21 protein-coding genes and 1 pseudogene are annotated in these 24,752 nt (G+C 73.8%); 9 read left to right on the forward strand and 13 right to left on the reverse strand.

All coding sequences use genetic code 11. From position 1 onward, the window contains the following. The first annotated feature begins 152 nt into the window (after positions 1–152). On the forward strand, positions 153–1,640 hold the full coding sequence (locus tag MTQ10_RS09820; protein WP_247464754.1) for a glutamate synthase subunit beta: 1,488 nt from the start codon (positions 153–155) through the stop codon (positions 1,638–1,640). A 175-nt stretch (positions 1,641–1,815) separates the two neighbouring features. Here the strand turns inward: MTQ10_RS09820 and MTQ10_RS09825 are convergent, their stop codons facing one another. Further along, positions 1,816–2,364, reverse strand: a complete 549-nt coding sequence (locus MTQ10_RS09825) for a carboxymuconolactone decarboxylase family protein (RefSeq protein WP_247464756.1) — start codon at positions 2,362–2,364, stop codon at positions 1,816–1,818. Positions 2,365–2,411: 47 nt separating this feature from the next. Here MTQ10_RS09825 and pdxR point away from each other — a divergent pair, with 47 nt between their 5' ends. Next, positions 2,412–3,920 carry a MocR-like pyridoxine biosynthesis transcription factor PdxR gene (pdxR, locus tag MTQ10_RS09830; protein ID WP_247464758.1) on the forward strand — a complete coding sequence of 503 codons (1,509 nt, stop codon included), beginning with the start codon at positions 2,412–2,414 and terminating at the stop codon, positions 3,918–3,920. A gap of 150 nt (positions 3,921–4,070) precedes the next feature. On the opposite strand, the gene MTQ10_RS09835 is transcribed toward pdxR, so the two are convergent. Both MTQ10_RS09835 and MTQ10_RS09840 read right to left on the reverse strand, forming a co-directional pair. Then, positions 4,071–4,346, reverse strand: coding sequence for a DUF397 domain-containing protein (locus MTQ10_RS09835; RefSeq protein WP_247464762.1), 276 nt, complete (start codon positions 4,344–4,346; stop codon positions 4,071–4,073). Next, positions 4,347–5,207: a helix-turn-helix domain-containing protein gene (locus MTQ10_RS09840; RefSeq protein WP_247464765.1), complete on the reverse strand. Its 861-nt coding sequence runs from the start codon at positions 5,205–5,207 to the stop codon at positions 4,347–4,349. It lies immediately after the preceding gene. 275 nt (positions 5,208–5,482) lie between these two features. Here MTQ10_RS09840 and MTQ10_RS09845 point away from each other — a divergent pair, with 275 nt between their 5' ends. After that, the gene (locus MTQ10_RS09845) at positions 5,483–6,184 is read left to right on the forward strand and encodes an ATP-binding protein (protein ID WP_356760810.1); all 702 of its coding nucleotides are present in this window, start codon (positions 5,483–5,485) and stop codon (positions 6,182–6,184) included. Positions 6,185–6,216: 32 nt separating this feature from the next. Further along, a complete protein-coding gene (locus MTQ10_RS09850) occupies positions 6,217–6,618 on the forward strand; it encodes a hypothetical protein (RefSeq protein WP_247464772.1) in 402 nt (133 codons plus the stop codon). A gap of 188 nt (positions 6,619–6,806) precedes the next feature. Here the strand turns inward: MTQ10_RS09850 and MTQ10_RS09855 are convergent, their stop codons facing one another. The 5 genes and pseudogenes from MTQ10_RS09855 to MTQ10_RS09875 form a co-directional block, all read right to left on the reverse strand. After that, positions 6,807–6,980 (reverse strand): hypothetical protein, encoded by a 174-nt coding sequence (locus tag MTQ10_RS09855; protein ID WP_247464774.1) that lies wholly within the window; start codon positions 6,978–6,980, stop codon positions 6,807–6,809. 157 nt (positions 6,981–7,137) lie between these two features. Beyond that, positions 7,138–7,827, reverse strand: a complete 690-nt coding sequence (locus MTQ10_RS09860) for a DUF899 domain-containing protein (protein ID WP_247464777.1) — start codon at positions 7,825–7,827, stop codon at positions 7,138–7,140. Between the two features lie 141 nt (positions 7,828–7,968). Continuing rightward, positions 7,969–9,348, reverse strand: a complete 1,380-nt coding sequence (locus tag MTQ10_RS09865) for an amidohydrolase (protein ID WP_247464779.1) — start codon at positions 9,346–9,348, stop codon at positions 7,969–7,971. 436 nt (positions 9,349–9,784) lie between these two features. After that, positions 9,785–11,827, reverse strand: a complete 2,043-nt coding sequence (locus tag MTQ10_RS09870; RefSeq protein WP_247464782.1) for an FUSC family protein — start codon at positions 11,825–11,827, stop codon at positions 9,785–9,787. 306 nt (positions 11,828–12,133) lie between these two features. Next, positions 12,134–12,421, reverse strand: a pseudogene (locus MTQ10_RS09875) (nucleotidyltransferase domain-containing protein); the annotation flags it as partial. Between the two features lie 164 nt (positions 12,422–12,585). On the opposite strand from MTQ10_RS09875, the gene MTQ10_RS09880 reads away from it, so the two are divergent. Then, a complete protein-coding gene (locus tag MTQ10_RS09880; RefSeq protein ID WP_247464785.1) occupies positions 12,586–13,293 on the forward strand; it encodes a hypothetical protein in 708 nt (235 codons plus the stop codon). A gap of 309 nt (positions 13,294–13,602) precedes the next feature. Here the strand turns inward: MTQ10_RS09880 and MTQ10_RS09885 are convergent, their stop codons facing one another. Further along, positions 13,603–14,349, reverse strand: a complete 747-nt coding sequence (locus MTQ10_RS09885) for a uracil-DNA glycosylase (protein ID WP_247464788.1) — start codon at positions 14,347–14,349, stop codon at positions 13,603–13,605. A 125-nt stretch (positions 14,350–14,474) separates the two neighbouring features. On the opposite strand from MTQ10_RS09885, the gene MTQ10_RS09890 reads away from it, so the two are divergent. Continuing rightward, positions 14,475–15,101, forward strand: coding sequence for an RNA-binding S4 domain-containing protein (locus MTQ10_RS09890; protein WP_247464791.1), 627 nt, complete (start codon positions 14,475–14,477; stop codon positions 15,099–15,101). A gap of 246 nt (positions 15,102–15,347) precedes the next feature. After that, the gene (locus tag MTQ10_RS09895; RefSeq protein ID WP_247464794.1) at positions 15,348–15,638 is read left to right on the forward strand and encodes a DUF6343 family protein; all 291 of its coding nucleotides are present in this window, start codon (positions 15,348–15,350) and stop codon (positions 15,636–15,638) included. Between the two features lie 103 nt (positions 15,639–15,741). On the opposite strand, the gene MTQ10_RS09900 is transcribed toward MTQ10_RS09895, so the two are convergent. The 4 genes from MTQ10_RS09900 to rpsA all read right to left on the reverse strand — a co-directional run bounded on the left by MTQ10_RS09900 (position 15,742) and on the right by rpsA (position 19,646). Continuing rightward, a complete protein-coding gene (locus MTQ10_RS09900) occupies positions 15,742–16,122 on the reverse strand; it encodes a tetratricopeptide repeat protein (protein ID WP_247464797.1) in 381 nt (126 codons plus the stop codon). Between the two features lie 50 nt (positions 16,123–16,172). Next, positions 16,173–16,793 (reverse strand): dephospho-CoA kinase, encoded by a 621-nt coding sequence (gene coaE, locus MTQ10_RS09905; protein ID WP_247464799.1) that lies wholly within the window; start codon positions 16,791–16,793, stop codon positions 16,173–16,175. A gap of 67 nt (positions 16,794–16,860) precedes the next feature. After that, positions 16,861–17,799 (reverse strand): PAC2 family protein, encoded by a 939-nt coding sequence (locus MTQ10_RS09910; RefSeq protein ID WP_247464802.1) that lies wholly within the window; start codon positions 17,797–17,799, stop codon positions 16,861–16,863. A gap of 356 nt (positions 17,800–18,155) precedes the next feature. Beyond that, positions 18,156–19,646: a 30S ribosomal protein S1 gene (gene rpsA, locus MTQ10_RS09915; RefSeq protein WP_247464805.1), complete on the reverse strand. Its 1,491-nt coding sequence runs from the start codon at positions 19,644–19,646 to the stop codon at positions 18,156–18,158. Between the two features lie 321 nt (positions 19,647–19,967). On the opposite strand from rpsA, the gene MTQ10_RS09920 reads away from it, so the two are divergent. Together MTQ10_RS09920 and MTQ10_RS09925 are read left to right on the forward strand one after the other, a co-directional pair. Further along, entirely contained in the window at positions 19,968–20,849 is an 882-nt protein-coding gene (locus tag MTQ10_RS09920) for a class I SAM-dependent methyltransferase (protein WP_247464807.1), read from the forward strand. Positions 20,850–21,275: 426 nt separating this feature from the next. Next, positions 21,276–24,017 (forward strand): ATP-dependent RNA helicase, encoded by a 2,742-nt coding sequence (locus MTQ10_RS09925; RefSeq protein ID WP_247464810.1) that lies wholly within the window; start codon positions 21,276–21,278, stop codon positions 24,015–24,017. The last annotated feature ends 735 nt before the right edge of the window (positions 24,018–24,752 follow it).

Raw genomic sequence — 24,752 nt, forward strand, 5'->3', positions numbered from 1 at the left:
CGATACGTCCGCCCGCCCCGGCTCCTCGCCGCCCCGCCATGTGGGCGGCGTCCGCGCCTCTGCGGGCTCGGGCGGGCGGACGTATCGTGGCCGGAAGAGTGTGCCGCCCGATGACGCACGGCCTGTCGTATGCGGACGCAAGGAAGACCGCCATGGCCGATCCCAAGGGATTCATGACGACACCCCGCCAGGACTGGCCCCGTCGGCCCGTGGAGGAACGGGTCCGGGACTGGAACGAGGTGTATGTCGCCGGCGGGCTGCTGCCGATCATCAGCAAGCAGGCCGACCGGTGCATGGACTGCGGCATTCCGTTCTGTCACCACGCCTGCCCGCTGGGCAACCTGATCCCGGAGTGGAACGACCTGGTCTCACGGGAGGACTGGCCGGCCGCCTCCGACCGGCTGCACGCGACGAACAACTTCCCCGAGTTCACCGGGCGGCTGTGTCCCGCGCCCTGTGAGGCGGGCTGCGTGCTCGCGATCAACCAGCCGGCTGTGACGATCAAGAACGTGGAGTGCGCGATCGCCGACCGGGCCTGGGAGGAGGGATTCACGCCGCCTCGGCCCCCGGACCGGCTGTCGGGCCGCACCGTGGCGGTGATCGGCTCCGGGCCGACGGGGCTCGCGGCGGCCCAGCAGCTGACTCGGGCGGGACACACGATCGCCGTGTACGAGAAGGACGACCGGCTGGGCGGGTTGATGCGGTACGGCATCCCCGCGTTCAAGATGGAGAAGCACCATCTGGAGCGGCGGCTGGAGCAGATGGAGGCCGAGGGCACCCGGTTCCGTCCGTCGACGGCGGTGGGCCGGGACGTCGACGCGGCGGAGCTGCGGTCGCGTTACGACGCCGTGGTGATCGCCACCGGGGCCACCGCGTGGCGTGAACTTCCCGTGCCGGGCCGTGAACTCGCGGGCATCCACCAGGCGATGGAGTATCTGCCGCTCGCCAACCGGGTGTGTGAGGGCGACCTGGAGGTCTCGCCGCTGTCCGCGGCCGGCAGACACGTCGTCATCGTCGGCGGCGGTGACACCGGCGCCGACTGTCTGGGCACGGCGGTGCGCGAGGGTGCCGCGTCCGTGACCCAGTTGGACATCTACGCCCAGCCGGGCGCCGAGCGCGACGAGGACACGGAGCCGTGGCCGACGTATCCGAAGCTGTACCGGCTGTCGGCTGCTCACGAGGAGGCGCGTGACCTGCGGACGGCACCGGCCGCGGACGCGGACGCGCGGCTGTTCGCCGCGTCGACGCTGCGGTTCGGCGGCGACGCGGACGGCCATGTACGGCGGCTGCATCTGGTGGAGGTGGATGCGGGGCGCCGGCCGGTGCCGGGTACCGAGCGGACACTTCCGGCCGATCTGGTGCTGCTCGCGCTGGGGTTCTCGGGGCCGGACCGGGCGGACGGGCTCGTGGACCAGCTCGGTCTGGAGCTGGAGCCGAGGGGGACGCTGGCCCGGGATGCCGGTTTCGCGACGAATGTGCCCGGGGTGTTCGCTGCGGGGGACGCGGCGCGGGGGCAGTCGCTGATCGTGTGGGCGATAGCGGAGGGGCGGGCGGTGGCGGCTGCTGTGGACCGATATCTGACGGGCCGTTCGGACCTGCCGGCACCGATCTCGCCGTACGACCGGCCGATGACGGTGTGAGGGCCGGCCGCACACCCCCCGACCGAGCCGTGACACCCCGGCCGTGCCCCCTCCCCGAACCACGCCGGAACCATCCCGCCGCACACCACCCGGACCACGCCGGAACCACCCCGGACGCACACCACCCGGACCACGCCGGGATCTCCCCGGCCGCTCCCGTCCGCCCGCGCGGGGCTCACCGTTCGTCGGTCCCCGCGACCTTCCGTGTCGCCAAAGCCACCCGGTTCCAGGTGTTGATGGCGCAGACGAGGGCGATGAGGCGGGCGAGTTCGGCGTCGTCGAAATGGGCGGCGGCCTCGGTGTAGACGGCGTCGGGTACGCCACCGTCGGAGACCAGGGTGAGGGCCTCGGTGAGGGCCAGGGCCGCCTGTTCCCTGGCGGTGAAGAAGTGCCGGGCCTCGCGCCACACGGCGACCAGGTGCAGCCGGTCCTCGCTCTCGCCGGCCTTGCGGGCGTCGTTGGTGTGCATGTGCAGGCAGTAGGCGCAGTTGTTGAGCAGCGAGGCGCGGATCTGGATCAGTTCGACGAGCGTGGGGTCGAGGCCTTCGCGGGCGGCGGCGTCGAAGTCGATCAGGGCGCGGTAGGCGGCCCGGGCGGACTTGGCGAAGTCGAGGCGGTCGCGGGCCGCTTCCGCCCGCGCGACGGCGGCGGCGACGGCCTCGTCGGAGGCGGTGTCGGGGGTGGTCGCGAGGGTCACTGCGGTTGCGTTGTGCGTCGTCGTCATGTTCTTCAACCTAGGGTCCGGAAAGACCGCCTGTAGGGTGCAATTCCGTGGTGGATTCATGGGTCAATTCGGCGGAGGCGATCGGCGCCGATCTGCATCTGGAGCTGGCGGGGCAGGGCGGGCGGCGGGCCGCTCTCACGCGTGCGCTGCGGGAGGCCGTGCGCAGCGGTCGGCTGGCTCCGGGCACCCGACTGCCGCCGTACCGTTCGCTCGCGGCGGACCTCGGGGTGGCCCGCAACACGGTCGCCGACGCGTATGCGGAGCTGGTGGCGGAGGGCTGGCTGACGGCACGTCAGGGTTCGGGTACGCGCGTGGCGCCGCGCGGCACGCCGCTGCGGCGTGCCGAGAGGGTTCCGGCTGCGGTGTCTCCACGCGCGCGTGGCCCGCGGCACGATCTGCGGCAGGGCACTCCGGATGTGTCTGCGTTTCCCCGTACGGCGTGGCTGGCCTCCTATCGCAAGGCTTTGCAGCAGGCGCCGAACGAGGTGTTCGGGCCGGGTGATCCGGCCGGGCGGCGGGAGTTGCGGGAGGCGCTCGCGGAGTATCTGGCACGCGCGCGTGGGGTGCGTGCCGAGCCGGACCGGATCGTGGTGTGTTCCGGTTTCGCGCACGCGTTGCGGCTGCTGTTCGGGCAGGGCGCGGGGGGTGTGCTGAGGGGGCCGCTGGCGGTGGAGGCGTACGGTCTGGGTTTCCACCGGGAGCTGCTGTCCACCGCCGGGGTGCGTACGGTGCCGTTGCCGTTGGACGGGCAGGGGGCGCGGGTGGATCTGCTGGAGCGAGGCCGGGCCGGTGGCGCGGGCCGGGGTGTCAGGGCGGTGCTGCTGACGCCCGCGCACCAGTTCCCTACGGGCGGGCCGCTTCGGGCGTCGCGCCGTTCGGCGGTGGTCGACTGGGCACGCACGCGTGGCGGGGTCGTACTGGAGGACGATTACGACGGGGAGTTCCGGTACGACCGCAAGCCGGTCGGCGCGTTGCAGGGCCTGGACCCGGAGCGGGTGGTCTACATCGGTTCGGTCAGCAAGAGTCTGTCGCCGGCGTTGCGGCTGGGCTGGATGGTGCTGCCGGGCCGGTACGTGGACGAGGTGGTCGCGGCGAAGGGCGACCGGGAGGGGTGGGTGAGCGTCCTCGACCAGTTGGCGCTGGCGGATTTCCTGGGGTGCGGGGCGTACGACCGTCATGTGCGGCGGACGCGGCAGCGGTACCGGGCCCGCCGCGACCGGCTGGTGGCGGCGCTCGCCGCGCGCGTGCCGTATGTGGAGGTGACGGGTATCGCGGCGGGGCTGCACGCGGTGTTGCGCCTGCCGTCGGGCACGGAGCGGTCCGTGGTGGAGGCGGCGGCCCGGCGGGGCATCGCCCTGGACGGGCTGTCGGCGTTCCGGCACCCGGGGTCGGAGATGCCGGCGCGGGACGGCCTGGTCGTGGGCTACGCCGCTCCGTCGGAGCATGCGTACGGGGCGGCGCTGGACGCGCTGTGCGAGGTGCTGGAAGCGGAGGCGTCGCCCGGCGGGCGCGGTCCGGAGGCGCCGCAAGACAAGGGCGACCCCGAGGCGCCGTGATCGGGCGGACGCGGCCCGCGGGCGCCCCCGAGGCCATCGCGCCCCGGGCGCGCCGGGCGCGCCGCAGGGCAGGCGGGAGCCGGGGCCGGCTCCCGCGGGGGTGTCAACTGAGCATCAGGCAAAGGTTCGTGAACAAGTCAGGGCAAGGTCTCAGGACAGCAGGAAATCGGCCTCCCCCGCCTTGGCGCCCTCGATGAAGGCGGTCATCTCGTCGGAGGTGTAGATCAGGGCCGGCCCGTCGGGGTCGGTGGACTGACGGACGGCGATCCGGCCGTCGGCGAGCTTCATCGCCTCCAGGCAGTTGCCTCCGTTGCCGCCGCTCCACGGCTTGTGCCAGCCCTCGCTGCCCAGATCACGGGCGGGCATGCCGTTGTAGATCCGCTGGTCGCGGATCCGCGGCTCGGGCTGGGGCGTACTGCGATCCATTCACAACTCCTTGCGGAGATCCTCGAGGATCTCCTTCGTGCGGTGTGCTGTGGCGGCCTGTGCCGCCATGCGGTCCATGACCTCCAGGTGGGTCGCCACCTCGGAGCGCGCGTCGAGGTAGACGGCGCCGGTCAGGTACTCGCTGTAGACCATGTCCGGAAGTTCGGGCACGGCGAACCGGAAGAGGACGAAGGGCCCGTACGTCCCCGGGTGCGGGCCGGCGGAGAACTCGGCGACCTGCAAGGTGACGTGGGGAAGTTCGATCGCGTCGAGCAGTTTGTCGATCTGGGCCCGCATGACGTCCGGGCCGCCGACGGTGCGGCGCAGGGCGGTCTCGTCCATGACGACCCAGAGCCGGGGCGCGTCGGGGCGGGTGAGGAGTTCCTGGCGCTGCATGCGCAGGGCGACGTGGCGTTCGATGTCGTCGGGGCTGGTCTGGCCGATGGCGCCCGATCGCAGGACGGCGCGGGCGTAGTCCTCGGTCTGGAGCAGGCCGGGCACGAAGTGGGGTTCGTACTGGCGGATGAGTGCTGCGGCGCCCTCCAGGCTGACGTGCATGGAGAACCAGCCGGGCAGGATGTCGTGGAACCGCTGCCACCAGCCGGGTTTGTTGGCTTCCTCGGCGAGTTGCACGAAGGCTTCGGCTTCCTCGTCGGAGACGCCGTAGGCCTTCAGCAGCAGCTGGAGGTAGGGGATCTTGAGTCCTACCTCGGCCATTTCCATGCGTCGGACCGTGGCGGGGGCGACGCGCAGGATCTTGGCGGCCTCCTCGCGTTTGAGCCCGGCGCGTTCGCGCAGGTCCAGCAGGCGTCGGCCGAGGACGACCTGGCCGACCGTCGGCGCGGACCGCGGCTCGCTCACGCTGTACCTCCACCAAGGGCCCGGACTCCGGTCGGTCCGGTCTGTGTCCGGTCACCGTCCGGGCGGCTGCTCACCGTCCGGACGACGACAAAAGAATCCTGACAGCCCAGCGGCGCCATTCGAAGACCCGTTCGAAGACCTGGGGGATCCTCGATGGCTCAATTGGCGCCGCTCGACGTACTGGTGCGAGCAGTGTGCCACGCCCGATCGCTGCGTCATACAGCACTCTGCAATTTTCAGAGTGACGCTTGCCAAGTGTTCACGGCGGGGAGATAGTGGCAAGCGTGATTCCGTCCGTGCCCTTAGGAACAGACGCCGCCGCAGACCGCCTCGGTCTCGGTGCCGCAACGGAAGCAGCGCCCTTCGGCGCCGCGGCCGGGCGCCGGTTCCGTTTCGAACTGGCCGCACATCCGGGCTCCCCCGCGCAGGCCAGACGTCTGACACGGGCCCGGCTGACCGGCTGGGAGGTGTGCGAGGACACCTGCGACACAGCGGCTCTGGTCATTTCCGAACTGGTCACCAACGCGATCGTGCACACCGCGAGCAGTGTCGTCGTGTGCGAGCTGCACGATCACGACGACCTGGTGCGCATAGCCGTGCGTGACGAGGGCTGCGCGCCGGGCCAGCCGAACGCGGCCGGACAGCGGGCGGAGGAGGAGCAGGGGAGGGGACTGCTCCTGGTCGACGCGCTCTGTCAGGCCTGGGGTGCGCACGAGAACGGGCCCGGGCTGCTCGTCTGGGCCGAGCTGCCGCGCCAGGCCGACACCCCCGGGGTGCCCGCCGAGCCGCGCAACGACCTGGGCTGGGGCGCCCGCCCCAAGCCGGACCGGACGGACGACGACCCCGACGACCCCGGCACCCCGGCCGACCCGGGCGACCCCGGCGATGGCGGTGGCGCCGACGACAGCCACAGCACGGGCGGCACGGCCCGGCACGGCACGGAACAGCGGCACACGGCAGGGGGCGAGCGGGCGTGAACGCCGATCCCCGCCGCCCTCAGGTGATCAACATGAACACTCTCGTACGCCTCGGGCGCGGGCTGCACACGGCGCACTCCCCTCGCCGGCTGACCGTGCCCGAGGGCATGACCGCACCACTGGGCTGTGACGCCGTGGCCGTGCCGGCCCGCTTCGGCCCGCTGGTGCTGCCCCGGCTGCCGCGGGTGGGCTGCGTGTACGCCGACGACGCGCACTGGTGGTGGCTCGTCCCGTCCGACTCGGACTACGCGCTGGACTGGCCCTCCCCCGCGCGCTACGCGACGGGCGCCGTGCTCCCCGACGCCTTGGATCTGCCGGGGCTGATCCACCGGCCGGACGACACCGTGCCGTACACGCCGCCCATCCCTCTGTATCTGGCCCTGTGCCGGCTCACCGACACGACCCCGTCCTGGTCGCGGCCGGTGACCGCCTGACGGCGGAAGGCCGAGGCGGTGACGCCCGACCGGCGTGGCGCCTGACCCGTTCCCCCAGACGGACGGACGCCCTCGGCTGTGCCCGCACGACGGGACCCGGCCTGGGGTGCTCCGAAAAGAACCCCCGGCCCGCCCCCGCGAGGCGGGCACAGCCGGGGGCACGGCCCCGCGAGCGCGGGGCGGCCGGATCACTCCGCGGTGTCGCCCCCGCGGACGATCACCAGGAACGTGTCCGTCGCGAGGTCCATGACAACCTCGGCGGGAAGTCCTTCCAGACGCCGCGCGTGCGCGAACTCCTCCGCCGGCCACGATCCGCGCGGCCCACCTGCGGGAAAGCGTTCGAGCACCGTTCGCCCGTTCACCACCCTGCACCTCCAGAAAGCGTCGTACTGAGAGGAGTCAACGCCTTCCCGAGGCCGCATCGCACGTCCGGTGACGGTACTGAGACATTGCCGACACACGTTCACTGCGCAAGGTGAGGAGAGGATCACCGAACGCGGATCGCGGTCGCGGTGTGTGTCACAGGTCGTACTCGTCGTGATAGCGGATCCGGCCGCCCGCGGGCAGCGTGCCGAGGGCCGACGCCCGGCCCCGGGGCTCCTCCCACTCCTCCCGCCGGCCGAGCGCGGTCAGGTCGAGCAGGCTGGTGGCCGACCCGAGCGCGTCGAGGCCCCGCCCGTACGTCGTGTAGGTGTGGAAGATCCGGTCGCGGTCGCGCAGGAAGCAGCTCAGCGCCGCCCGCTCGGCGCGTTCGCCGCCGCGCTCCACGGGCGCCCCGAAGGCCCGGTCGAAGTCGGTGCCGCCGGAGGAGTACCAGGGCAGCGCCCAGCCCATCCTCGCCTTGAACGGCAGAATCTTCGGGTACGGCGCCCGGGAGACGACCACGAACGACGTCCCGCGCGCGTGCAGATGGGCGAGGTGCCCGATCTGATCGAGGAAGGCCGCGCAGCCGGGGCAGCCGGCGTCCGCCTCGGGGGCGAACACGAAGTGATGGACGACGAGCTGGTCCCGCCCCTCGAACAGGTCCCACAAGGTGGCTTTGCCGTCGCCGCCCTCGAAGACGTACTCCTCCTCGATCTCCACCATGGGCAGTCTGCGCCGCTCCGCGTTGAGCGCTTCACGCGCGCGTGTCAGCTCCTTCTCCTTCGCCAGCAGCGACTCGCGCGCCGCGCGCCACTGTTCGCGCGAGACGATCTCCGGAAGCGACATCGGCCCCTCCTGTGCAACGGTCCGTCGGGGTGATGGACCGCGGGCCGCGGCGGAACTCATCGCCGCGGCACGGACTTTTTCCGAGCGGTACGCCGGACGCGCGGCGCGGCACAGGCCGAACCCCCGCCCCAGGCACGTGTCTCAGGTGCCGTACCGCTGGACGCGGCGGCCGTGCCCTCGGTCGACGAGCGCGGGCAGCCGCTCCCCCAACTCCCGTACGACGGCGGGCACGTCGACGGTGAGCAGTTCCCGGTCACGCATCAGGACGCGACCGTCGACGATCGTCGTACGCACGTCCGAGGCGCGGGCGCTGTGCACGAGGGTCGCCGCGAGGTCGTGGACGGGCTGGGTGTGCGGCCCGGTCAGGTCGACGAGCACGATGTCGGCCCGCAGTCCCGGCGCGATACGGCCGACGCGGTCGCCGAGCCCGACCGCCCGGGCGCTCTGCACGGTGGCGTGGTGCAGGGCCTGACGGGACGTGAGCCAGCGGGGATCGCCCTGGTCGGCCTTCTGGACGAGGGCGGTCAGCGTCATCGACTCCCACACGTCGAGGGAGTTGTTGCTGGCGGCGCCGTCCGTGGCGAGGCCCACGGGCACGCCGATGGCGGTCAGCGCACGCACGGGCGTGGTGGTGGGCCACGCGAACTTGAGGTAGCCGCGCGGTGAGGTGGCCACGGCGATCCGGCCGGAGGCGTGTTCCAGCAGGGGCAGGTCGCTGTCGAGGATGCCGGTGCCGTGCGCGATGAGCAGGTCGGTGTCGAGCAGCCCCGCGCGGTGCAGGACCTCGACAGGTGTGCGGCCGTGCCGGCGCAGGCTGGCCTCGGTCTGGGCGCGGTTCTCGGCGGCGTGCACATGCACCGGAAGGTGGTGCTCGTGGGCCAGTTCGGCGGTGGCGGCGAGGTCGGCGTCGGTCACCGTGTACGGGGCGTGCGGCGCGAGTGCGGTGGTGATACGGCCCTCGGCGCCGCCCCGGTGACGCAGCGCGAACGCCAGGGACTCCTCCCTGCCGCGCGCGCCCTGCGAGGAGAACCAGGCCTGCCCGAGGTGGGCGCGCAGCCCGGTCTCCGCGACCACCCCGGCGACGGTGTCCATGGCGAAGTAGTGGTCGGCGAAGCAGGTGACGCCGCCGCGGATCATCTCGGCACAGGCCAGCCGGGCACCCAGCTCGACGTCGCGCGGGGTGAGGTTGGACTCGACGGGCCATACGACGTCGTCGAACCACTCCTCGGTGGGCAGATCCTCGGCGAGGCCGCGCAGGGCGACCATCGGGACATGGGTGTGGCAGTTGACCAGTCCGGGCAGCGCGACCAGGCCGCGGCCGTCGATACGCTCGGCGGCCGCGACCCCCTCCGCCTCCGACGCGGCGACGACGGCGTCGATCGTGCCGTCCCGGACGACCACGGCGGCGTCCTCACGGAAACCGATCTGTCCGGCGTCGTCGTGGACGAGGACAGTGCATCCGGTGATGAGGAGATCGGCGCCCACGGTCGTCCCGACGCCCGGCCGCTGAGAGGTCGTCATCGGCCCACGGTACGGCGGTGCCGTCGCCCTCGCGGGCAGAACCGCGCATCCGGCCGGAGGGGGTCGGTCGGTTCTTCCGGCCGACGGGGCGTGGGGCGCGTATCCGGCCGGAGTCCGTGGGGCGCGTATCCGGCCGGAGGGCACAAGGGTGTACCTCCGGCTGGAGGGCGGGGGCGCGCGCATCCGGCCGGAGGCGGGGGCACGCACACCCGGCCGAAGGCAGGGGCACGCACACCCGGCCGAAGGCGGGGACACACACACCCGACCGAAGGCAGGGGCACACACACCCGGCCGAAGGCAGGGGCACGCACACCCGGCCGAAGGCAGGGGCACGCACACCCGGCCGAAGGGCGTGAGGGCAGCGGCGTCCGGACGGATGCGCGGGCGCGCGCTCCCTCTCGCGTGCCGTGCGCGCGTCCCGGGTGGTGGCGGGGGTTCAGGCGGCGACCGGCAGACGGGGAACGGCCGGGGCGGCCACTCCGACGCGCTCCCGCTTCTCGCCCAGGCGGTCGAGGAGGTCGCCGAGGAGCCGGGTGTGCGCGGGGCCGAGCCGTCCGGTGTCGTCGAGATGCACGCCGACCGCGGTCGTCGTGTCGAGGAGGCGTTCGAGCAGGGCGGCGATCTCGTCGGTGCCCTCGGTGTGCCGGGCGAGCGCGGGCAGTTCGGCGGAGGCCAGCGCGATCGCCGTGCGGGCCTCGGCGAGAGCCCGGTAGGCCTCACGGCGCAGCGTCCAGCGCACGACACGGTCACCGGGCCCGGCCGCGGCGCCGGAATGGGTGTCGACGACGGCTGCGGGGCCGACCTGGGCACCGGCGACGGTCCGGGCACCGACACCGGCCTCAGGTCCGGCACCGCCCGCGGCCCCGGCCGCCACACAGGCACCGACACCCGCTCCGTCCCGGTTCCCGGCCGCGGTTTCGGCCTCGCCCAGCACATGCGTGACGTAGGCGTACACGGCGGTCGCCGCCTCCGTGAGGCGCTGCCGCACTCCCCCGCCGCGCTGGCCGGGCAGCGGCAGATGCCCGACGACGAGGACGATCGCGCACGCCAGCAGGGTCTCGCCGATACGGCCGGCGGAGGCCTGCGGTTCGCCGCCCACCATCACCAGCGCGAGGACGAGTACGGTGACGACCGCGGTCTGCGCGGCGAAGTGCCGCGTGGCGACGGGCACCAGCGCCCCGCACACGGCCACGAGAGCAACGAGCCCCTCGGGCCGGGGCAGCACGGCGGCGAGGCCCGCGAACAGCAGCGCGCCCAGCACGGTCCCGGCCGCCCGGCACAGCACTCGGGAGACGACCGGACCGAGGTCGGGCTTGACGAGGAAGACGACGGTCGCGGGCAGCCAGTACCAGTGGGTGTGGCTGCCGTACCAGTGGGCGTGGTGGAGGGCCTGAGCGGCGGTGACGCCGGTGCCGAAGCAGAGGGCGACGCGCAGCCCGTACTCGCGTCCGCCGCGCCCGAACGCGACGGTGAGCAGGTGGCGGGCGGTGCGCCGCCGGGTGTGCAGCTCCCGGCGGCCGTCCCCGCGGTCGAAGGCCTCGGCGGCGTGCAGCAGGGCGTCGTCCAGGGCGCGCAGGGCGGGGGCGGAACGATCCGGCGCGGGCAGCGGCCCGGTGGGCCGGCGGTCGCGTACCGCCGCGGCGAGGCGCCTCGGCCCGGCCGCGCTGCGCGGGGTGACGGCCCGTCCGGCCCAGGCGAGGGCGGTGGCGGCCTCGGCGAGCGGTAGCGCGGCAGCGTACTGCGCGTGCAGGCGGCGTTCCGCCGCGGAGGAGGGATGCCGGCGCAGCCGGGGCCCGGCGAGGGCGTCCTGCGCCTGGTCGAGGGCGGCGGTGAGCGCGGCCCGGCGTGCCTCGGCGTGCCCGGTACCGGCCGCGTCGAGGAGATCGGCGATCGCGTCGTACACGCGTGCGACCGCCGCCCGTTCCCCGTCGAACCGGAAGTCTCCGCCGGCCGAACCGGGGGTAGGCAGGACGAGCCGCAGCGCCAGCAGCCAGCCGGCGCCGGCGAGGAAAGCGAGGGCACGCTGCCAGCCGCTCTCCGGCAACGGCATCCCGGCCCCCACGGCGGCGGCGACCAGCACCTGCGTACCGGCCGAGGAGGCGACAGGCCCGATGGCGCTGACCCCGCCGGCGAGCAGGCCGAGCGCGGTGAGGAGCACGGTGAGCGGTACGGGACCGGCGTACTGCCCGGCGTACGTCCCCGCGCACAGGCCGGCCGCCCCGGCCAGGGCGGGTACGCCGATCCGCTGCACGGACGCGCGCCGGCTGCCGGGCCGGTCGTTGATCCCGGCGAGCATGGCGGCGATCGCCGCGACCACACCGAGGGAGACCCGCCCGAGCAGCAGCGCGGCGAGCAGCAGCGGTCCGGCGGCGAGCGCGCCGCGCACCACGGGGCTCCACGGCACGGGCCCGCGCTGCGCGCGCAGCGTGTGGGCTATCCAGGGCGGCAGTTCTGGGCGGCGGGTGGCGCGGCGTGACACGGGGCTCCTGTTGCGTACGAGGGCTGGGGGTGTGCCTTCGGGCGACGGTGGCCGGGCGGTGACGTGTGCGGTCCAGCGTAGATCGCGCAGTCGGCGGTTCTGGGACGGGCGTATTTCAGGCACGTGACAGTCGGGTGGGACGGCGGGGTCTTCGGGAGCCGCGACGGTCGTGGCCCGACCCCGGGTCCGCCACGACAGGTGTAGCCCCCGGTCAGCCGCGGCAGGCGTAGCCCCGGTCGACCGCGACGGTCGTGTACGCGCGGGTCGGCCGCGGCAGTGATGGGCCCCGGGTCGGCCGCGGAGTCAGTGGTGCACGTCCACGCGCCGCCCGTCGACGGTCAGCCAGGCGCCGCCGTTGAACACGCCGCCGCCTCAGCCGCCGGTCTCGGAGACCTCGCCGTCCCAGCCGACGGCGCGCAGATCGTCCGGGGCGAACGCTCCCCGGTGGTAGATCGCAAGGTCCCAGTCGCCGTCGGGGCGTTCGGTGCCCTGGGCGCGGGATCCGCCGAGGGCGACCGCGCGGACGCCGGGCAGTGCGGCGAGCCGGTCGGTGACGGTGGCGAGGAATTCCTGGTCGGAGGCGGTGGACGGCACAGGCGGCTCCTGCGGTGTGGGCGGCGTGCGGCGGTGCCGGTGCTGCGGTGCGGGTCCGGCCGGGGGCCTGGAGCAGGGTACGGGGCCGGTCCGGACGGGGTGATTGTCAGTGGGGCGATGTATCAATGAGATTGTCACTGAGCGTAATCACGGGGGAGGTCATCGTGACGGAGTACGGGTACGGCGGCGGCGTGGGCGGTGAGCCTGGGCGGACCCATGTGTCGGTGGCGGGGCTGCGTGCCCGGGGCTGGACGCCGGGCATGGTGCGGAGGCTGCTGGGGGAACCGGATCTGCTGCGCCCCAACCCGGTCTCCCCCGCCGCCCCGAGGACCCGGCTGTACCGCTTGGACCGGGTGGAGGCGGCGGAGCGCGGCGAGGAGTTCCGGGCGGCATCGGCGACGGCGGCGCGCCGTTCGGCAACGGCCCGTGCGGCGGCGTACCGGCGGCGCCGGGAGGTTCTGATCCGGATCGTGGCCGAGCCGATCGAGGTGCCGCGGCTGACCCCGGGCAGGCTGACGCAGCTGGCGACGGAGTACCGGAGGCGGGTGGAAGGAGGAGGGACGAAGGGGCGGCCGGGTGAGGCACGCGCACCGAGTACTGCCGGGGACGCCCCGAGCACTGCCGGGGAGGCGGAGTCGGACGGCCCGGGCACGCTCGACCGCTGGAAGGTCGCGTATCTGCGGCACCGCCTGGCCCGGTACGACGAGCTGCCGGCCGAGCTGGGAAACGGCCCCGGCCGGGCGGGCGCGGAGGCGCTGCTGCGGCGACGGGTGTACGACGCGATCCGCCAGGCGTATCCGGGCCTGGCGGCGGAGTGCGCCCGTCAACTGTCCGTGCCGGAGCGCCGGGAGGGAGGTCCACCGGAACGGTGAGCTGTCCTGCCGGTACGCCGGGATACCGCGGGGCGGCGAGGACCGGGGGCAGCGGGGTGTCCGACGGCGAAGACCGAGGAGGCGGGGGTGTCCGGCGGCGAAGGCCGGGGGAAGCGGGGTGTCCGACAGCGAAGACCGGAGGAGCGGATGTCCGGCGGCGATTGCCGAGGGAGGAAGCAGGATGCTGGGCGGCGTGGGCCGGAGAAGGCAGGGCCGCATGGCGTGAGCCCGGCAAGGGAGGACGAGGTGCGGGGCGCCCTGCCGGACACGAACCGAGAAGACGCCCCGGCGATCCGAGCGGGGGCGGGGCTACTGCTCGTGGTGCGGCAGTCCCGCTGCCGAGGCCGCGGCCCGCAGGACCTCGCGGAGCATGGCGGGGGTGAGTTTGCCGGTGAAGGTGTTGCGCTGGCTGACGTGGAAGCAGCCGAACAGCTCCAGGCCGCTGCCGTCGTCGCCCTCCAGCCGTGACCGGGCGCCGTGGGCGAAGGCCGGGCGTGGCCGGGGCACGGTCCAGCCCGCCTCGGCGAACGCGGGCAGTGCGGCCTGCCAGCCGAACGCGCCGAGGATCACGGCGGCCCGCAGGGTGGGCCGCAGCAGCCGCAGCTCCTGTACGAGCCAGGGGCGGCAGGTGTCCCGTTCCTCGGGGGTGGGCCGGTTGGCCGGGGGTGCGCAGTGCACCGGTGCGGTGACGCGGACGCCGTACAGTCGCAGCCCGTCGCCCGCACGCAGGGACGTCGGCTGGGAGGCGAGACCCACGTCGTGCAGCGCCCGGTACAGCACATCACCGGAGCGGTCTCCGGTGAACATGCGGCCGGTCCGGTTGCCGCCGTGCGCCGCGGGTGCGAGGCCGACGATCAGCAGCCGGGCGTCGGCCGGCCCGAACCCGGGGACGGGCCGGCCCCAGTACGTCCAGTCGGCGAAGGATGCTCGTTTGGTACGGGCGACCTCTTCGCGCCAGTCGACCAGGCGGGGGCAGGCGCGGCAGCCGGCGATCCGCCGGTCGAGGCCGGAGATGCCTTCGGTCCCGTCTTCGGGGGTAGGGGCGGCTGCGCTCATGCAACCACCGTAGGGAAAGCGACGTGTCCACCGTGGCAGAGCGCATCTCCGCCGCAGGAGAGCGGCATCTCCACCGTGGGGAAACCGGTCGGTCACGTGCCGCGCAGCGGGCTATGGTCGGGGACATGGTTGAGGAAGGCACGGACCACACCCCTACGGACGCCGCTCCCCGGCCCCAGGCCGAAGGGTCGGCCACCGCCCGGCCCGCCGACGGGGCCGGTTCCCCGGGCGACGGCAGTGGCAGCGGCGGCGCCGAGGATGCGAAGATCGCCGCCGCGATCGCGGCGGCCGAGGCCGCTGCCCCGGCGAACGGTGAGTCGGTGCGTATCGACAGCTGGATCTGGTCCGTACGCCTGGTCAAGACGCGTTCTCTGGGCGCGGCGGCTTGCAAGGGCGGCCATGTCCGGGTGAACGGTGAGCGGGTGAAGCCCTCGCACTCCGTCCGTGTCGGCGACGAGGTGCGGGTGCGGCAGGAGAACCGTGAGCGGATCGTCGTCGTGAAGCGGCTGATCCGCAAGCGGGTGGGCGCCCCGGTGGCCGCGCAGTGCTTCATCGACAACAGCCCGCCGCCTCCGCCGCGTGAAGCCGTCGCGCCGGCCGGTATCCGGGACCGGGGTGCGGGCCGCCCGACCAAGCGCGACCGCCGGGAGCTGGAACGTCTGCGCGGCCTGCGGGCCATGGGCGGGCCCGGCGGCCCGTTCGCGGGCCCCGGCCCGGCAGGCGGCGGCCGGGGACGGGCCGGAGGGCGCTGACGCCGGACGCTGCCCTGGCCTGTGCACAGGTCCCCCGCCTGCCCATGGGTGCCGTCGTGGCTGCGGTGGCCCCGCCCGACACCTCCTGCTGACGCCCTCCCCCTCCCGGCATCACTGGGCCCGTCGCAGGTCACGCCCCGGTGCTCTCCACCGGACGGCGGACCTGCCGTACCGGGTCTCGGCGGTCCGGGGGCGTCGCGCGGCTCCGACGAGGAGTACGTTGCAGGGGAGAGCTGGTGGTGTGCGATGCGTACGGGCAGTGAGCCGACGACGGCACGCAGTGCGCTGCGGATGAGGTTCTGGCTGAGCCTGTGGGGGCTGGTCTGGGCGATCTTCGGCACGGCCGCGTTCGCGTTGGCGGGACGGCCGGGCTGGGCGGCGGCCTGCGGAGTGCTGTGGCTGGTGATCACGGTGGATCTCGCGGTGATCCTCCGGCACATGCGGCAGGGACCGCACTTCCAGCCCGGCCCGGACGTCCCTCCGTACCGTCCGGCGGAGCATCGCCTGCCCAAGCAGTACCGGCATCACGGGCCGTAGGAGCACGACCTCGCGGCCGGGGCGCGTCCGGTCCGCCCGCCCCCGCCCTGCGCTCACGCGACCGAGCTGCGACCGTTGTTGCCGCCGTGGCCGTGGCCGCCTGTCAGTCGTCGAAGCGGGCGGCTTTGAGGTACTGCGGGTTGGGGTCGAGCGCGGCGGCGAGGCGGAAGTGGCGGCGGGCCTGGTCGTCGCGGCCCTGCCGCTCGTAGGTGCGGGCGAGCGCGTAGTGGGCGTAGGCGTTGTCCGGCTCGCGTTCGAGCACGATGGAGAACTCCAGCTCGGCGGGGCGCAGTTGCGCGGCGGCGAAGAAGGCGCGGGCGCGCAGCAGTCGGGCGGCGGTGTTCTCGGGGTGCGCGGCGATGACGGAGTCGAGCAGTTTCACCGCGCCCCGCGGATCGCTCGCGGCGAGCAGTTGTTCGGCCGCACGGTAGTCGATGACGTGTGTCTCCGGAGTACCTCCGGTCGAACCACTGGTCTCGGGCACGGATCATTCCTTCCCTTGCTGGGGAGGTTCAACGCTCGGATCGAGTACCCCTATTCCTGTGCGCCGTGGTGCCGGCTGCGGGCGCGGCGCTGCAGTTCCGTCCAGACCTCGTGGACCCGGTCCCGGAGCTGTTCCAGGGGCACGTCGTTGTCGATCACGATGTCGGCGATGGCCCGGCGCCGGCCGCGGTCGGCCTGTGCGGCCATGCGGGCGCGGGCGTCCTCCTCGGTCATGCCGCGGAGCTTGACGAGCCGGTCGAGCTGGGTCTGCTCGGGGGCGTCCACGACGATCACGACGTCGTAGAGCGGGGCGAGGCCGTTCTCGGTGAGGAGCGGCACGTCGTGGACGACGACGGCGTCCTCGGCGGCAGCCTCCTCCAGCTCACGGGACCGGGCGCCGACGAGGGGGTGGACGATCGAGTTGAGGACGGCGAGCTTGTCGGGGTCGGCGAAGACGATGGCGCCCAGCCGGGGCCGGTCGAGGCTGCCGTCCTCGGTGAGGATGTCCTCGCCGAAGGCGTCGACGACGGCGGCGAGCCCGGGCGTGCCGGGGGCGACGACCTCGCGCGCGATGCGGTCGGCGTCGATCAGTACGGCCCCGTGCTCGACGAGCAGCCGGGACACCTCGCTCTTGCCGGCGCCGATACCGCCGGTCAGGCCCACCTTCAGCATGGAGGGAAGCTTAGGCCCCGCCCCCGGCGGCTCCGGAGGCAGGGCCGGGCGGCGCCCTGTACGGGGGTCAGTTGTCGCCCTCGCGTTCCGCGAGGAACTTCTCGAACTCGCGGCCGATCTCGTCGGCGGAGGGGATGTCGACGGGTTCGGCGAGCATGTTGCCGCGGGTCTCGGCGCCGGCCGCGGCGTCGTACTGGTGCTCGAGGCCCTGGACGAGGGCGGTGAGTTCGTCGTCGCCCTCGCGGATCTGGCGTTCGATCTCGTTCTGCGTGCGGTGGGCGTCCGTGCGCAGGGAGTGCGCGACGGTCGGCAGGACGAGGCCGGTGGCCGCGGTGATGGCCTCCAGCACGGTCAGTGCCGCGTCGGGGTACGGGGACCGGGCGATGTAGTGCGGGACGTGGGCGGCGACACCGAGCACGTCGTGTCCTGCCTCCATGAGGCGGTACTCGACGAGGGCCTCGGCGCTGCCGGGAACCTGCGCCTCGTCGAAGGGGCTGCGGTGCCCGGGGACGAGGTCGGTGCGGTTGCCGTGCGGGGTGAGGCCGACGGGCCGGGTGTGGGGGACGCCCATGGGGATGCCGTGGAAGTTGACCGACAGGCGTACGCCGAGGCGTTCCACGATCTGCCGTACGGCGGCGGCGAACCGCTCCCATTCGACGTCCGGTTCGGGTCCGGACAGCAGCAGGAAGGGCGCGCCGGTGGCGTCCTGGACGAGCCGTACGGTGATCTCGGGTTCCTCGTACGCCGTCCAGCGGTCACGGCGGAAGGTCAGCAGCGGCCGGCGGGCGCGGTAGTCCACGAGCCGGTCGTGGTCGAAGCGGGCGACGACCTGGTGGGGCAGCGAGTCGAGGAGCCGGTCGACGATCTGGTCGCCGGTCTCGCCCGCGTCGATGTATCCGTCGAAGTGGTAGAGCATGACAAGTCCGGCCGACTCCTGGGCGAGCGCCATGTCGACGACGGCCAGGCCCTTCGGCTCCCATGCGAACAAACCCTGCGGATCAAGCACTTGGACCGCTCCTCCTCGTGTTCACCAGGAGCAACGCGGTCGGCGGCGCCGGAATTCCCGTTCCGGGCTCCTTGATCGCACACCGTGCGCGGGCGGACGTCGGTCGGCAGCCGCCACTCGTCCCCGCCCGGGCCCGAGGCCGCTGTCGGCGCCGCCGGCCGGGGCGGGATTCCGGCGGTGGTCGGCGGCGGGCCGCATCGGCATCACCCCGCAGGGGTCGTGGCCTGCCGCTCCGACGGGTCACGACCCGTACCGGCTGTGGCGCGGCCGGGCATGCCGAAGGGCCGCACCCGGAGGGTGCGGCCCTTCAGTCGATCAGCTGGGCCGTCGCCGGCCCTGCCCCTGAGCGGTGAGCGTCAGCTCTGGCCGCCCGCGAGCTTCTCGCGCAGGGCAGCCAGCGCCTCGTCCGACGCCAGGGCGCCGGAGGAGTCGCCGCCCTCGGAGGAGTACGAGCCGCCGGTTGCGGCCGGAGCGGCAGCCTCGCCACCCTCGGCAGCGGCCTGGGCGTCCGCCTCGCGGGACTTGATGACCTGCTGCTGGTGCTGCTCGAAGCGGGCCTGCGCCTCGGCGTACTGGCGCTCCCACTCCTCGCGCTGCTTCTCGTAGCCCGGCAGCCAGTCGTTGGTCTCCGGGTCGAAGCCCTCGGGGTAGATGTAGTTGCCCTGGTCGTCGTAGGACGCGGCCATGCCGTACAGGGTCGGGTCGAACTCGACCGCCGTCGGGTCGGCACCGAAGGACTCGTTGGCCTGCTTCAGCGAGAGGCTGATGCGGCGACGCTCGAGGTCGATGTCGATGACCTTGACGAAGATCTCGTCGTTGACCTGGACGACCTGCTCCGGGATCTCCACGTGGCGCTCGGCCAGCTCGGAGATGTGGACCAGGCCCTCGATGCCCTCGTCGACGCGGACGAACGCACCGAACGGAACCAGCTTCGTGACCTTGCCGGGCACGACCTGGCCGATCTGGTGGGTGCGGGCGAACTGCTGCCACGGGTCTTCCTGGGTCGCCTTCAGCGACAGGGAGACACGCTCGCGGTCCATGTCGACGTCGAGGACCTCGACGGTGACCTCCTGGCCGACCTCGACGACCTCGGACGGGTGGTCGATGTGCTTCCAGGACAGCTCGGAGACGTGGACCAGACCGTCGACGCCACCCAGGTCCACGAAGGCACCGAAGTTGACGATCGAGGAGACCACACCGGAGCGGACCTGACCCTTCTGGAGGGTCGTGAGGAACGTCTGGCGGACCTCGGACTGGGTCTGCTCCAGCCAGGCACGGCGGGACAGGACCACGTTGTTGCGGTTCTTGTCCAGCTCGATGATCTTGGCCTCGAGCTCCTTGCCGACGTACGGCTGGAGGTCGCGGACGCGGCGCATCTCGACCAGGGAGGCCGGGAGGAAGCCGCGGAGGCCGATGTCGAGGATGAGACCACCCTTGACGACCTCGATGACGGTACCGGTGACGATCCCGTCCTCTTCCTTGATCTTCTCGATGGTGCCCCAGGCACGCTCGTACTGGGCGCGCTTCTTCGAGAGGATCAGGCGGCCTTCCTTGTCCTCCTTCTGGAGGACAAGGGCCTCGATCTCGTCGCCGACGGCGACGACCTCGTTGGGGTCGACGTCGTGCTTGATCGAGAGCTCGCGGCTCGGGATAACGCCTTCGGTCTTGTAACCGATGTCGAGCAGGACCTCGTCCCGGTCGACCTTCACGATGACGCCGTCGACGATGTCGCCGTCGTTGAAGTACTTGATCGTCTCGTCGATCGCTGCGAGGAAGGCTTCCTCGTTACCGATGTCGTTGACCGCTACCTGCGGGGTGGTGGCGGTGGTCTCGGTGCTGCTCGTCATGTGGGAAAGGGCTCCGGTACGGACATTGAAGTCGTAGGTACTGCTACGCCGGAGCCCGTTTCGCTCTGCAGAAGCCGGACAGCCAAGGAAGCGCCAATCCAGACACCGGGTGCCCGGTGGCGCCTCGACAACCGAGGGGACATACAACAGATGCGAGCGCAGCCTGCTACGTCTGAGGTGCGCAGGCCCGCAGCGCAACTTGTAGCATACGGGGGCAGCCGGACAGGGTCAATGCGCGAAGCCGCACACCCGGGGCGGATCGCCGCATTCCCGGCACAAATCGTGTCTGCTGAGGCCACGCGGGCCTGCCGCGCCCCCGCTGTGACACGGCCGGGACCGGCTGGACGGAAGAGTACGACGAGGGAGCCCATCATCCAAGAGTCCGAAGCGTTCAAGGCGTCCGGGCAGGACGACGAGGCCGAGGCGACCCGCCGCGCGGCCGGTGTCGCCGAGAGCGTCCGGGCCAACCGGGGCTGGTGGGACCGCAACGCCGACGAGTACCAGACCGAGCACGGCACCTTCCTCGGCGACGACCGGTTCGTCTGGGGTCCGGAGGGCCTGGACGAGGTGGAGGCGGAGCTGCTCGGCCCGCCGGAGGAGCTGAAAGGCCGGGACGTGCTGGAGATCGGCGCCGGCGCCGCCCAGTGCGCGCGCTGGTTGGCCGCACAGGGCGCCCGCCCCGTCGCCCTCGACATCTCCCACCGCCAGCTCCAGCACGCGCTGCGCATCGGCGCGGGGTTCCCTCTGGTGTGCGCGGACGCGGGCGCGCTGCCCTTCGCGGACGTCTCCTTCGACCTGGCCTGTTCGGCGTACGGGGCGCTGCCCTTCGTCGCCGACCCGCGGCTGGTGCTGCGGGAGGTGCGCCGGGTGCTGCGGCCGGGGGGCCGGTTCGTGTTCTCGGTGACGCACCCGATCCGCTGGGCGTTCCCGGACGAGCCGGGCCCGGAGGGGCTGACCGTGTCGGCGTCCTACTTCGACCGCACGCCGTATGTGGAGCAGGACGAGAACGGCCGCGCGGTGTACGTGGAGCACCACCGCACGCTCGGCGACCGGGTGCGCGACGTGGTGGCGTCGGGTTTCCGGCTGGTGGACCTGGTCGAGCCGGAGTGGCCGGACTGGAACACGTCCGAGTGGGGCGGCTGGTCGCCGCTGCGCGGACATCTGATCCCGGGTACGGCGATCTTCGTGTGCGAGCGCGACTGACACCGCCGGGCGGGGGGTGAGGCCTGCCCGGCCGGGGCTGGTACCGGCGGCCCGGCCGGGAGTGGACCGGTCCGGCTGGGAGTGGCGCCCGCCGGTATGGGACGGGGGCTGATCTCTGCCTGCCGGCAGGGCCTCTGACACCTGCCCGGCCGGCACGGGAGGACAAGGGCCTGACGTCTGCCCGGCCGGCACGGGACTGGTGCCTGCCCGGGCAGGGCGGCATCGGCCCGAACTGGGTGCATCCGGCCGATGGGGCGGATTCCGGCCGGACGGGGCTCATCGGTCCCACCGGGGCGGCATCGCCGGGAGAGGGTCCGCTCCGCCCGGACCGGCACGGGCGATCTCCCGTTCGATTCCGTTGTACACAGCCCTCGGGTTGTCCACAGGCCCGGCGAGCGGCGGGTGCGCTCGTACGAAACTGGTGCCGTGATCCGTTACGACGCTCTGGAGGCGCTGCCGGTGCGCGGCGCCCTGTCCGCTCTGCACGACGCGCTGGACTCGCCCGGTACGGCGGTGCTGGTCGCGCCGCCCGGCACGGGCAAGACGACGCTGGTGCCGCTGGCGCTGGCCGGGCTGCTCGACGACCGGCCGGCGCGGCGGGTGGTCGTGGCCGAGCCACGGCGTATCGCGGCTCGCGCGGCGGCCCGGCGGATGGCGTGGCTGCTGGGCGAGAAGCCCGGTGACCGCGTCGGCCACACAGTGCGCGGCGAGCGGGTGGTGGGACGGAACACGCGCGTGGAGGTCGTCACCACCGGTGTGCTGTTGCAGCGTCTGCAGCGGGACCAGGAGCTGCCGGGCGTGGATGTGGTGGTGCTCGACGAGTGCCACGAGCGGCATCTGGACGCGGACACGGCGGCCGCGTTCCTGTGGGACGTGCGGGAGGCGCTGCGTCCGGAACTGCGTCTGGTGGCCGCGTCGGCGACGACGGACGCGGAGGGCTGGGCGGCACTGCTGGGCGGGGCGCCGATCGTCGAGGCGCGGGGTGTGTCGCATCCGGTGGATGTGGTGTGGGCGCCGCCACCGCGTCCGGTGCGGCCTCCGCACGGCATGCGCGTGGACCCGGCGCTGCTGACGCATGTGGCGTCGGTGGTACGGCGGGCGCTGGCCGAGCGGACCGGGGACGTGCTGTGTTTTCTGCCGGGCGTGGGCGAGATCGCGCGCGTGGCGGGCCTGCTGGGGGACCCGGGCGGGGTGGAGGTGCTCCAGGTGCACGGGCGGGCGCCTGCCGAGGTGCAGGACGCGGTGCTGGCGCCCGGTGAGCGGCGCCGGGTGGTGCTGGCGACGTCGGTCGCGGAGTCGTCTCTGACGGTTCCCGGGGTGCGGGTCGTCGTCGACTCGGGGCTGGCGCGCGAGCCACGCGTGGATCATGCCCGGGGGCTGAGCGCGCTGACGACGGTACGGGCCTCGCGGGCGGCGGCCCGGCAGCGGGCGGGGCGGGCCGGGCGTGAGGCGCCGGGCACGGTGTACCGGTGCTGGGAGCAGGCGGAGGAGGCGCGGCTGCCGCGGTATCCGGCGCCGGAGATCAAGGTCGCGGATCTGACGGGGTTCGCCTTGCAGGCGGCCTGTTGGGGGGATCCGGACGCGAGGGGGCTGGCGTTGCTGGACCCGCCGCCGGGCGGTGCGATGGCGGCGGCGCGGGCGGCGTTGGAGGCGGTGGGGGCCGTGGATCACACCGGCCGGGCCACCGAGCGGGGACGGCGGCTGGCACGGCTGGGTCTGCATCCGCGGCTGGGCCGGGCCCTTCTGGACACCTCGGGGAAGGGTGCCGAGGTCGTCGCGCTGCTGTCGGAGGAGGCGCCGCGCGAGTACGGCGACGATCTGGCCGCGGCCCTGCGGACCGCCCGCCGCGGCGGCGACGCCTACTCGGCGCGGTGGCGCACGGAGGTGAGGCGGCTGCGGGGGCTGCTGGGGCAGACCTCCGCCACGTCCGACCGCCCGGCAGGGCGGGACGCCGACGCTGGGGTCTCCTCAGACGCCGGCGCCGCAGGAGCCGGCACCCGCCCGGCGGGGGCGGGAGGCGGGGGTTCCGTCGGCGTGAGCGCTGCGCGTGGCGGCGCGGGCCTGCCGGACGGTCACGCCGAGGACTCCGCATGCAAGGGTGGCGGACTCGCCGCCGGATCCGGACGCGACGGCCGCCCCGGGGGCGGTCCCGGGCGATCGGCAACTCAGGGCGTCGCGGATGCCGGCGCCGGTCATGCCGACCGTGTCGCCGGGACGGTGGCCGCGTCGGCGTTCCCCGAGCGGGTCGCGCGGCTGGACGGGGGCTCGTATCTGCTGGCGTCGGGGACCCGGGCCGATCTGGGTGAGGGTTCGGCGCTGCGCGGCTCGCCGTGGATCGCTGTCGCCGTGGCCGACCGGCCGGTGGGCAACCGGCACGCGCGGGTGCGGCTCGCCGCCGCGATCGACGAGGATCTCGCGCGCTCGGCCGCCAAACCGCTGATCGAGGAACGGGAGGAGGTCCACTGGGCCGACGGGGACGTGGTGGCGCGGCGCGTGGAGCGGCTGGGCGCGATCGAGCTGACGGTGCGCCCCCTGGCGGACGCCGACCCGGCGCTGATACGGCGGGCGCTGTTGGAGGGGCTGCGGCAGGAGGGGCTCGGGCTCCTGCGCTGGTCGGCGGAGGCGGTGGCGTTGCGGCAGCGGCTGGCGTTCCTGCGGCTGCGGGTGGGCGATCCGTGGCCGGACGTGTCGGACGAGGCCCTGTTCGCGCGGGTGGACGAGTGGCTGGAGCCGGAGCTGGGCCGGGCACGGCGGCGGGCCGATCTGGCGCGGATCGACGCCGGTGCCGCGCTGGGACGGCTGCTGCCGTGGACGTCCGGGGAGGCGGGCCGGCTGGACGAGCTGGCGCCGGAGCGGATCACCGTGCCGAGCGGGTCGAGGATCCGCGTCGACTACGGCGATCCGGAGCGGCCGGTGCTGGCGGTGAAGCTGCAGGAGATGTTCGGCCTGCGGGTGTCGCCGTCGGTGGCGGGGGTGCCGGTACTGGTCCACCTCCTCTCCCCCGCCGGGCGGCCCGTCGCGGTCACCGCCGACCTGGAGTCGTTCTGGCGGGACGGCTACCGCGGCGTGCGGGCGGAGCTGCGGGGCCGCTATCCGAAGCATCCGTGGCCGGAGGACCCGGCAACGGCGGAACCGACCCGGCACACCAACGCACGGCTCAGACGTTGAACACACGCCCGGCGCGCCCCCGCCGACAGCGGACGCACCAGGTCCTGTAGTCCCGCGCGGGACGCGGAAAGGGGGGTAGTCCTCGTTGTAGTCCCGCGCGCGACGCGGAACGGGGCGCCGGGCGGGTGGAACGACCGGCGCCCCGCGGCCCGGCGCCGCACCGGTCGGTACCGGGCGGGTCGGCCGGGCCGGTCGGCGCCGGGAGCGATCAGCGTCGCGCTGGGTCAGCGCCTGGCGCAGGTCGGCCGAGCCGGTCGGCGCCGGGCTGGTTGGCACCGGACCGGTCGGCGCCGGGCCGGCCCGACGTCATGCCGACCGGGACCGGGCAGGTCGGCACCGGGCCACCCGACGTACCGCCCGGCAGCACCGGAGCGGTCAGCGCCGCGCTGGGTCAGCGCTCGGCGGGCCAGCCCGAGGCCGGTCAGAACCGGAACGTCGGCACCGGGCCAGCCCGACGTCATGCCCGCCGGGACCGGGCAGGTCGGCACCGGGCCACCCGACGTACTGCCCGGCAGCACCAAGGCCGGTCAGAACCGGAACGTCGGCGCCGGGCCGGCCCGACGTCATGCCGACCGGGACCGGGCGGGTCAGTACCGGGCCGGTCGGTACCGGGCCGGTCGGCGCCGGGAGCGATCAGCGTCGCGCTGGGTCAGCGCCTGGCGCAGGTCGGCCGAGCCGGTCGGCGCCGGGCTGGTTGGCACCGGACCGGTCGGCGCCGGGCCGGCCCGACGTCAT

Source organism: Streptomyces sp. XM83C, assembly GCF_023072675.1.
GTDB lineage: Bacteria > Actinomycetota > Actinomycetes > Streptomycetales > Streptomycetaceae > Streptomyces > Streptomyces thermocoprophilus.

Coding starts and splice junctions, on each gene's coding strand:
- MTQ10_RS09820 (WP_247464754.1), top strand. CDS start 153: ATGGCCGATCCCAAGGGATTCATGACGACACCCCGCCAGGACTGGCCC.
- MTQ10_RS09825 (WP_247464756.1), bottom strand. CDS start 2,364: ATGACGACGACGCACAACGCAACCGCAGTGACCCTCGCGACCACCCCC.
- MTQ10_RS09835 (WP_247464762.1), bottom strand. CDS start 4,346: ATGGATCGCAGTACGCCCCAGCCCGAGCCGCGGATCCGCGACCAGCGG.
- MTQ10_RS09850 (WP_247464772.1), top strand. CDS start 6,217: ATGAACACTCTCGTACGCCTCGGGCGCGGGCTGCACACGGCGCACTCC.
- MTQ10_RS09860 (WP_247464777.1), bottom strand. CDS start 7,827: ATGTCGCTTCCGGAGATCGTCTCGCGCGAACAGTGGCGCGCGGCGCGC.
- MTQ10_RS09865 (WP_247464779.1), bottom strand. CDS start 9,348: ATGACGACCTCTCAGCGGCCGGGCGTCGGGACGACCGTGGGCGCCGAT.
- MTQ10_RS09885 (WP_247464788.1), bottom strand. CDS start 14,349: ATGAGCGCAGCCGCCCCTACCCCCGAAGACGGGACCGAAGGCATCTCC.
- MTQ10_RS09890 (WP_247464791.1), top strand. CDS start 14,475: ATGGTTGAGGAAGGCACGGACCACACCCCTACGGACGCCGCTCCCCGG.
- MTQ10_RS09895 (WP_247464794.1), top strand. CDS start 15,348: ATGCGTACGGGCAGTGAGCCGACGACGGCACGCAGTGCGCTGCGGATG.
- coaE (WP_247464799.1), bottom strand. CDS start 16,793: ATGCTGAAGGTGGGCCTGACCGGCGGTATCGGCGCCGGCAAGAGCGAG.
- rpsA (WP_247464805.1), bottom strand. CDS start 19,646: ATGACGAGCAGCACCGAGACCACCGCCACCACCCCGCAGGTAGCGGTC.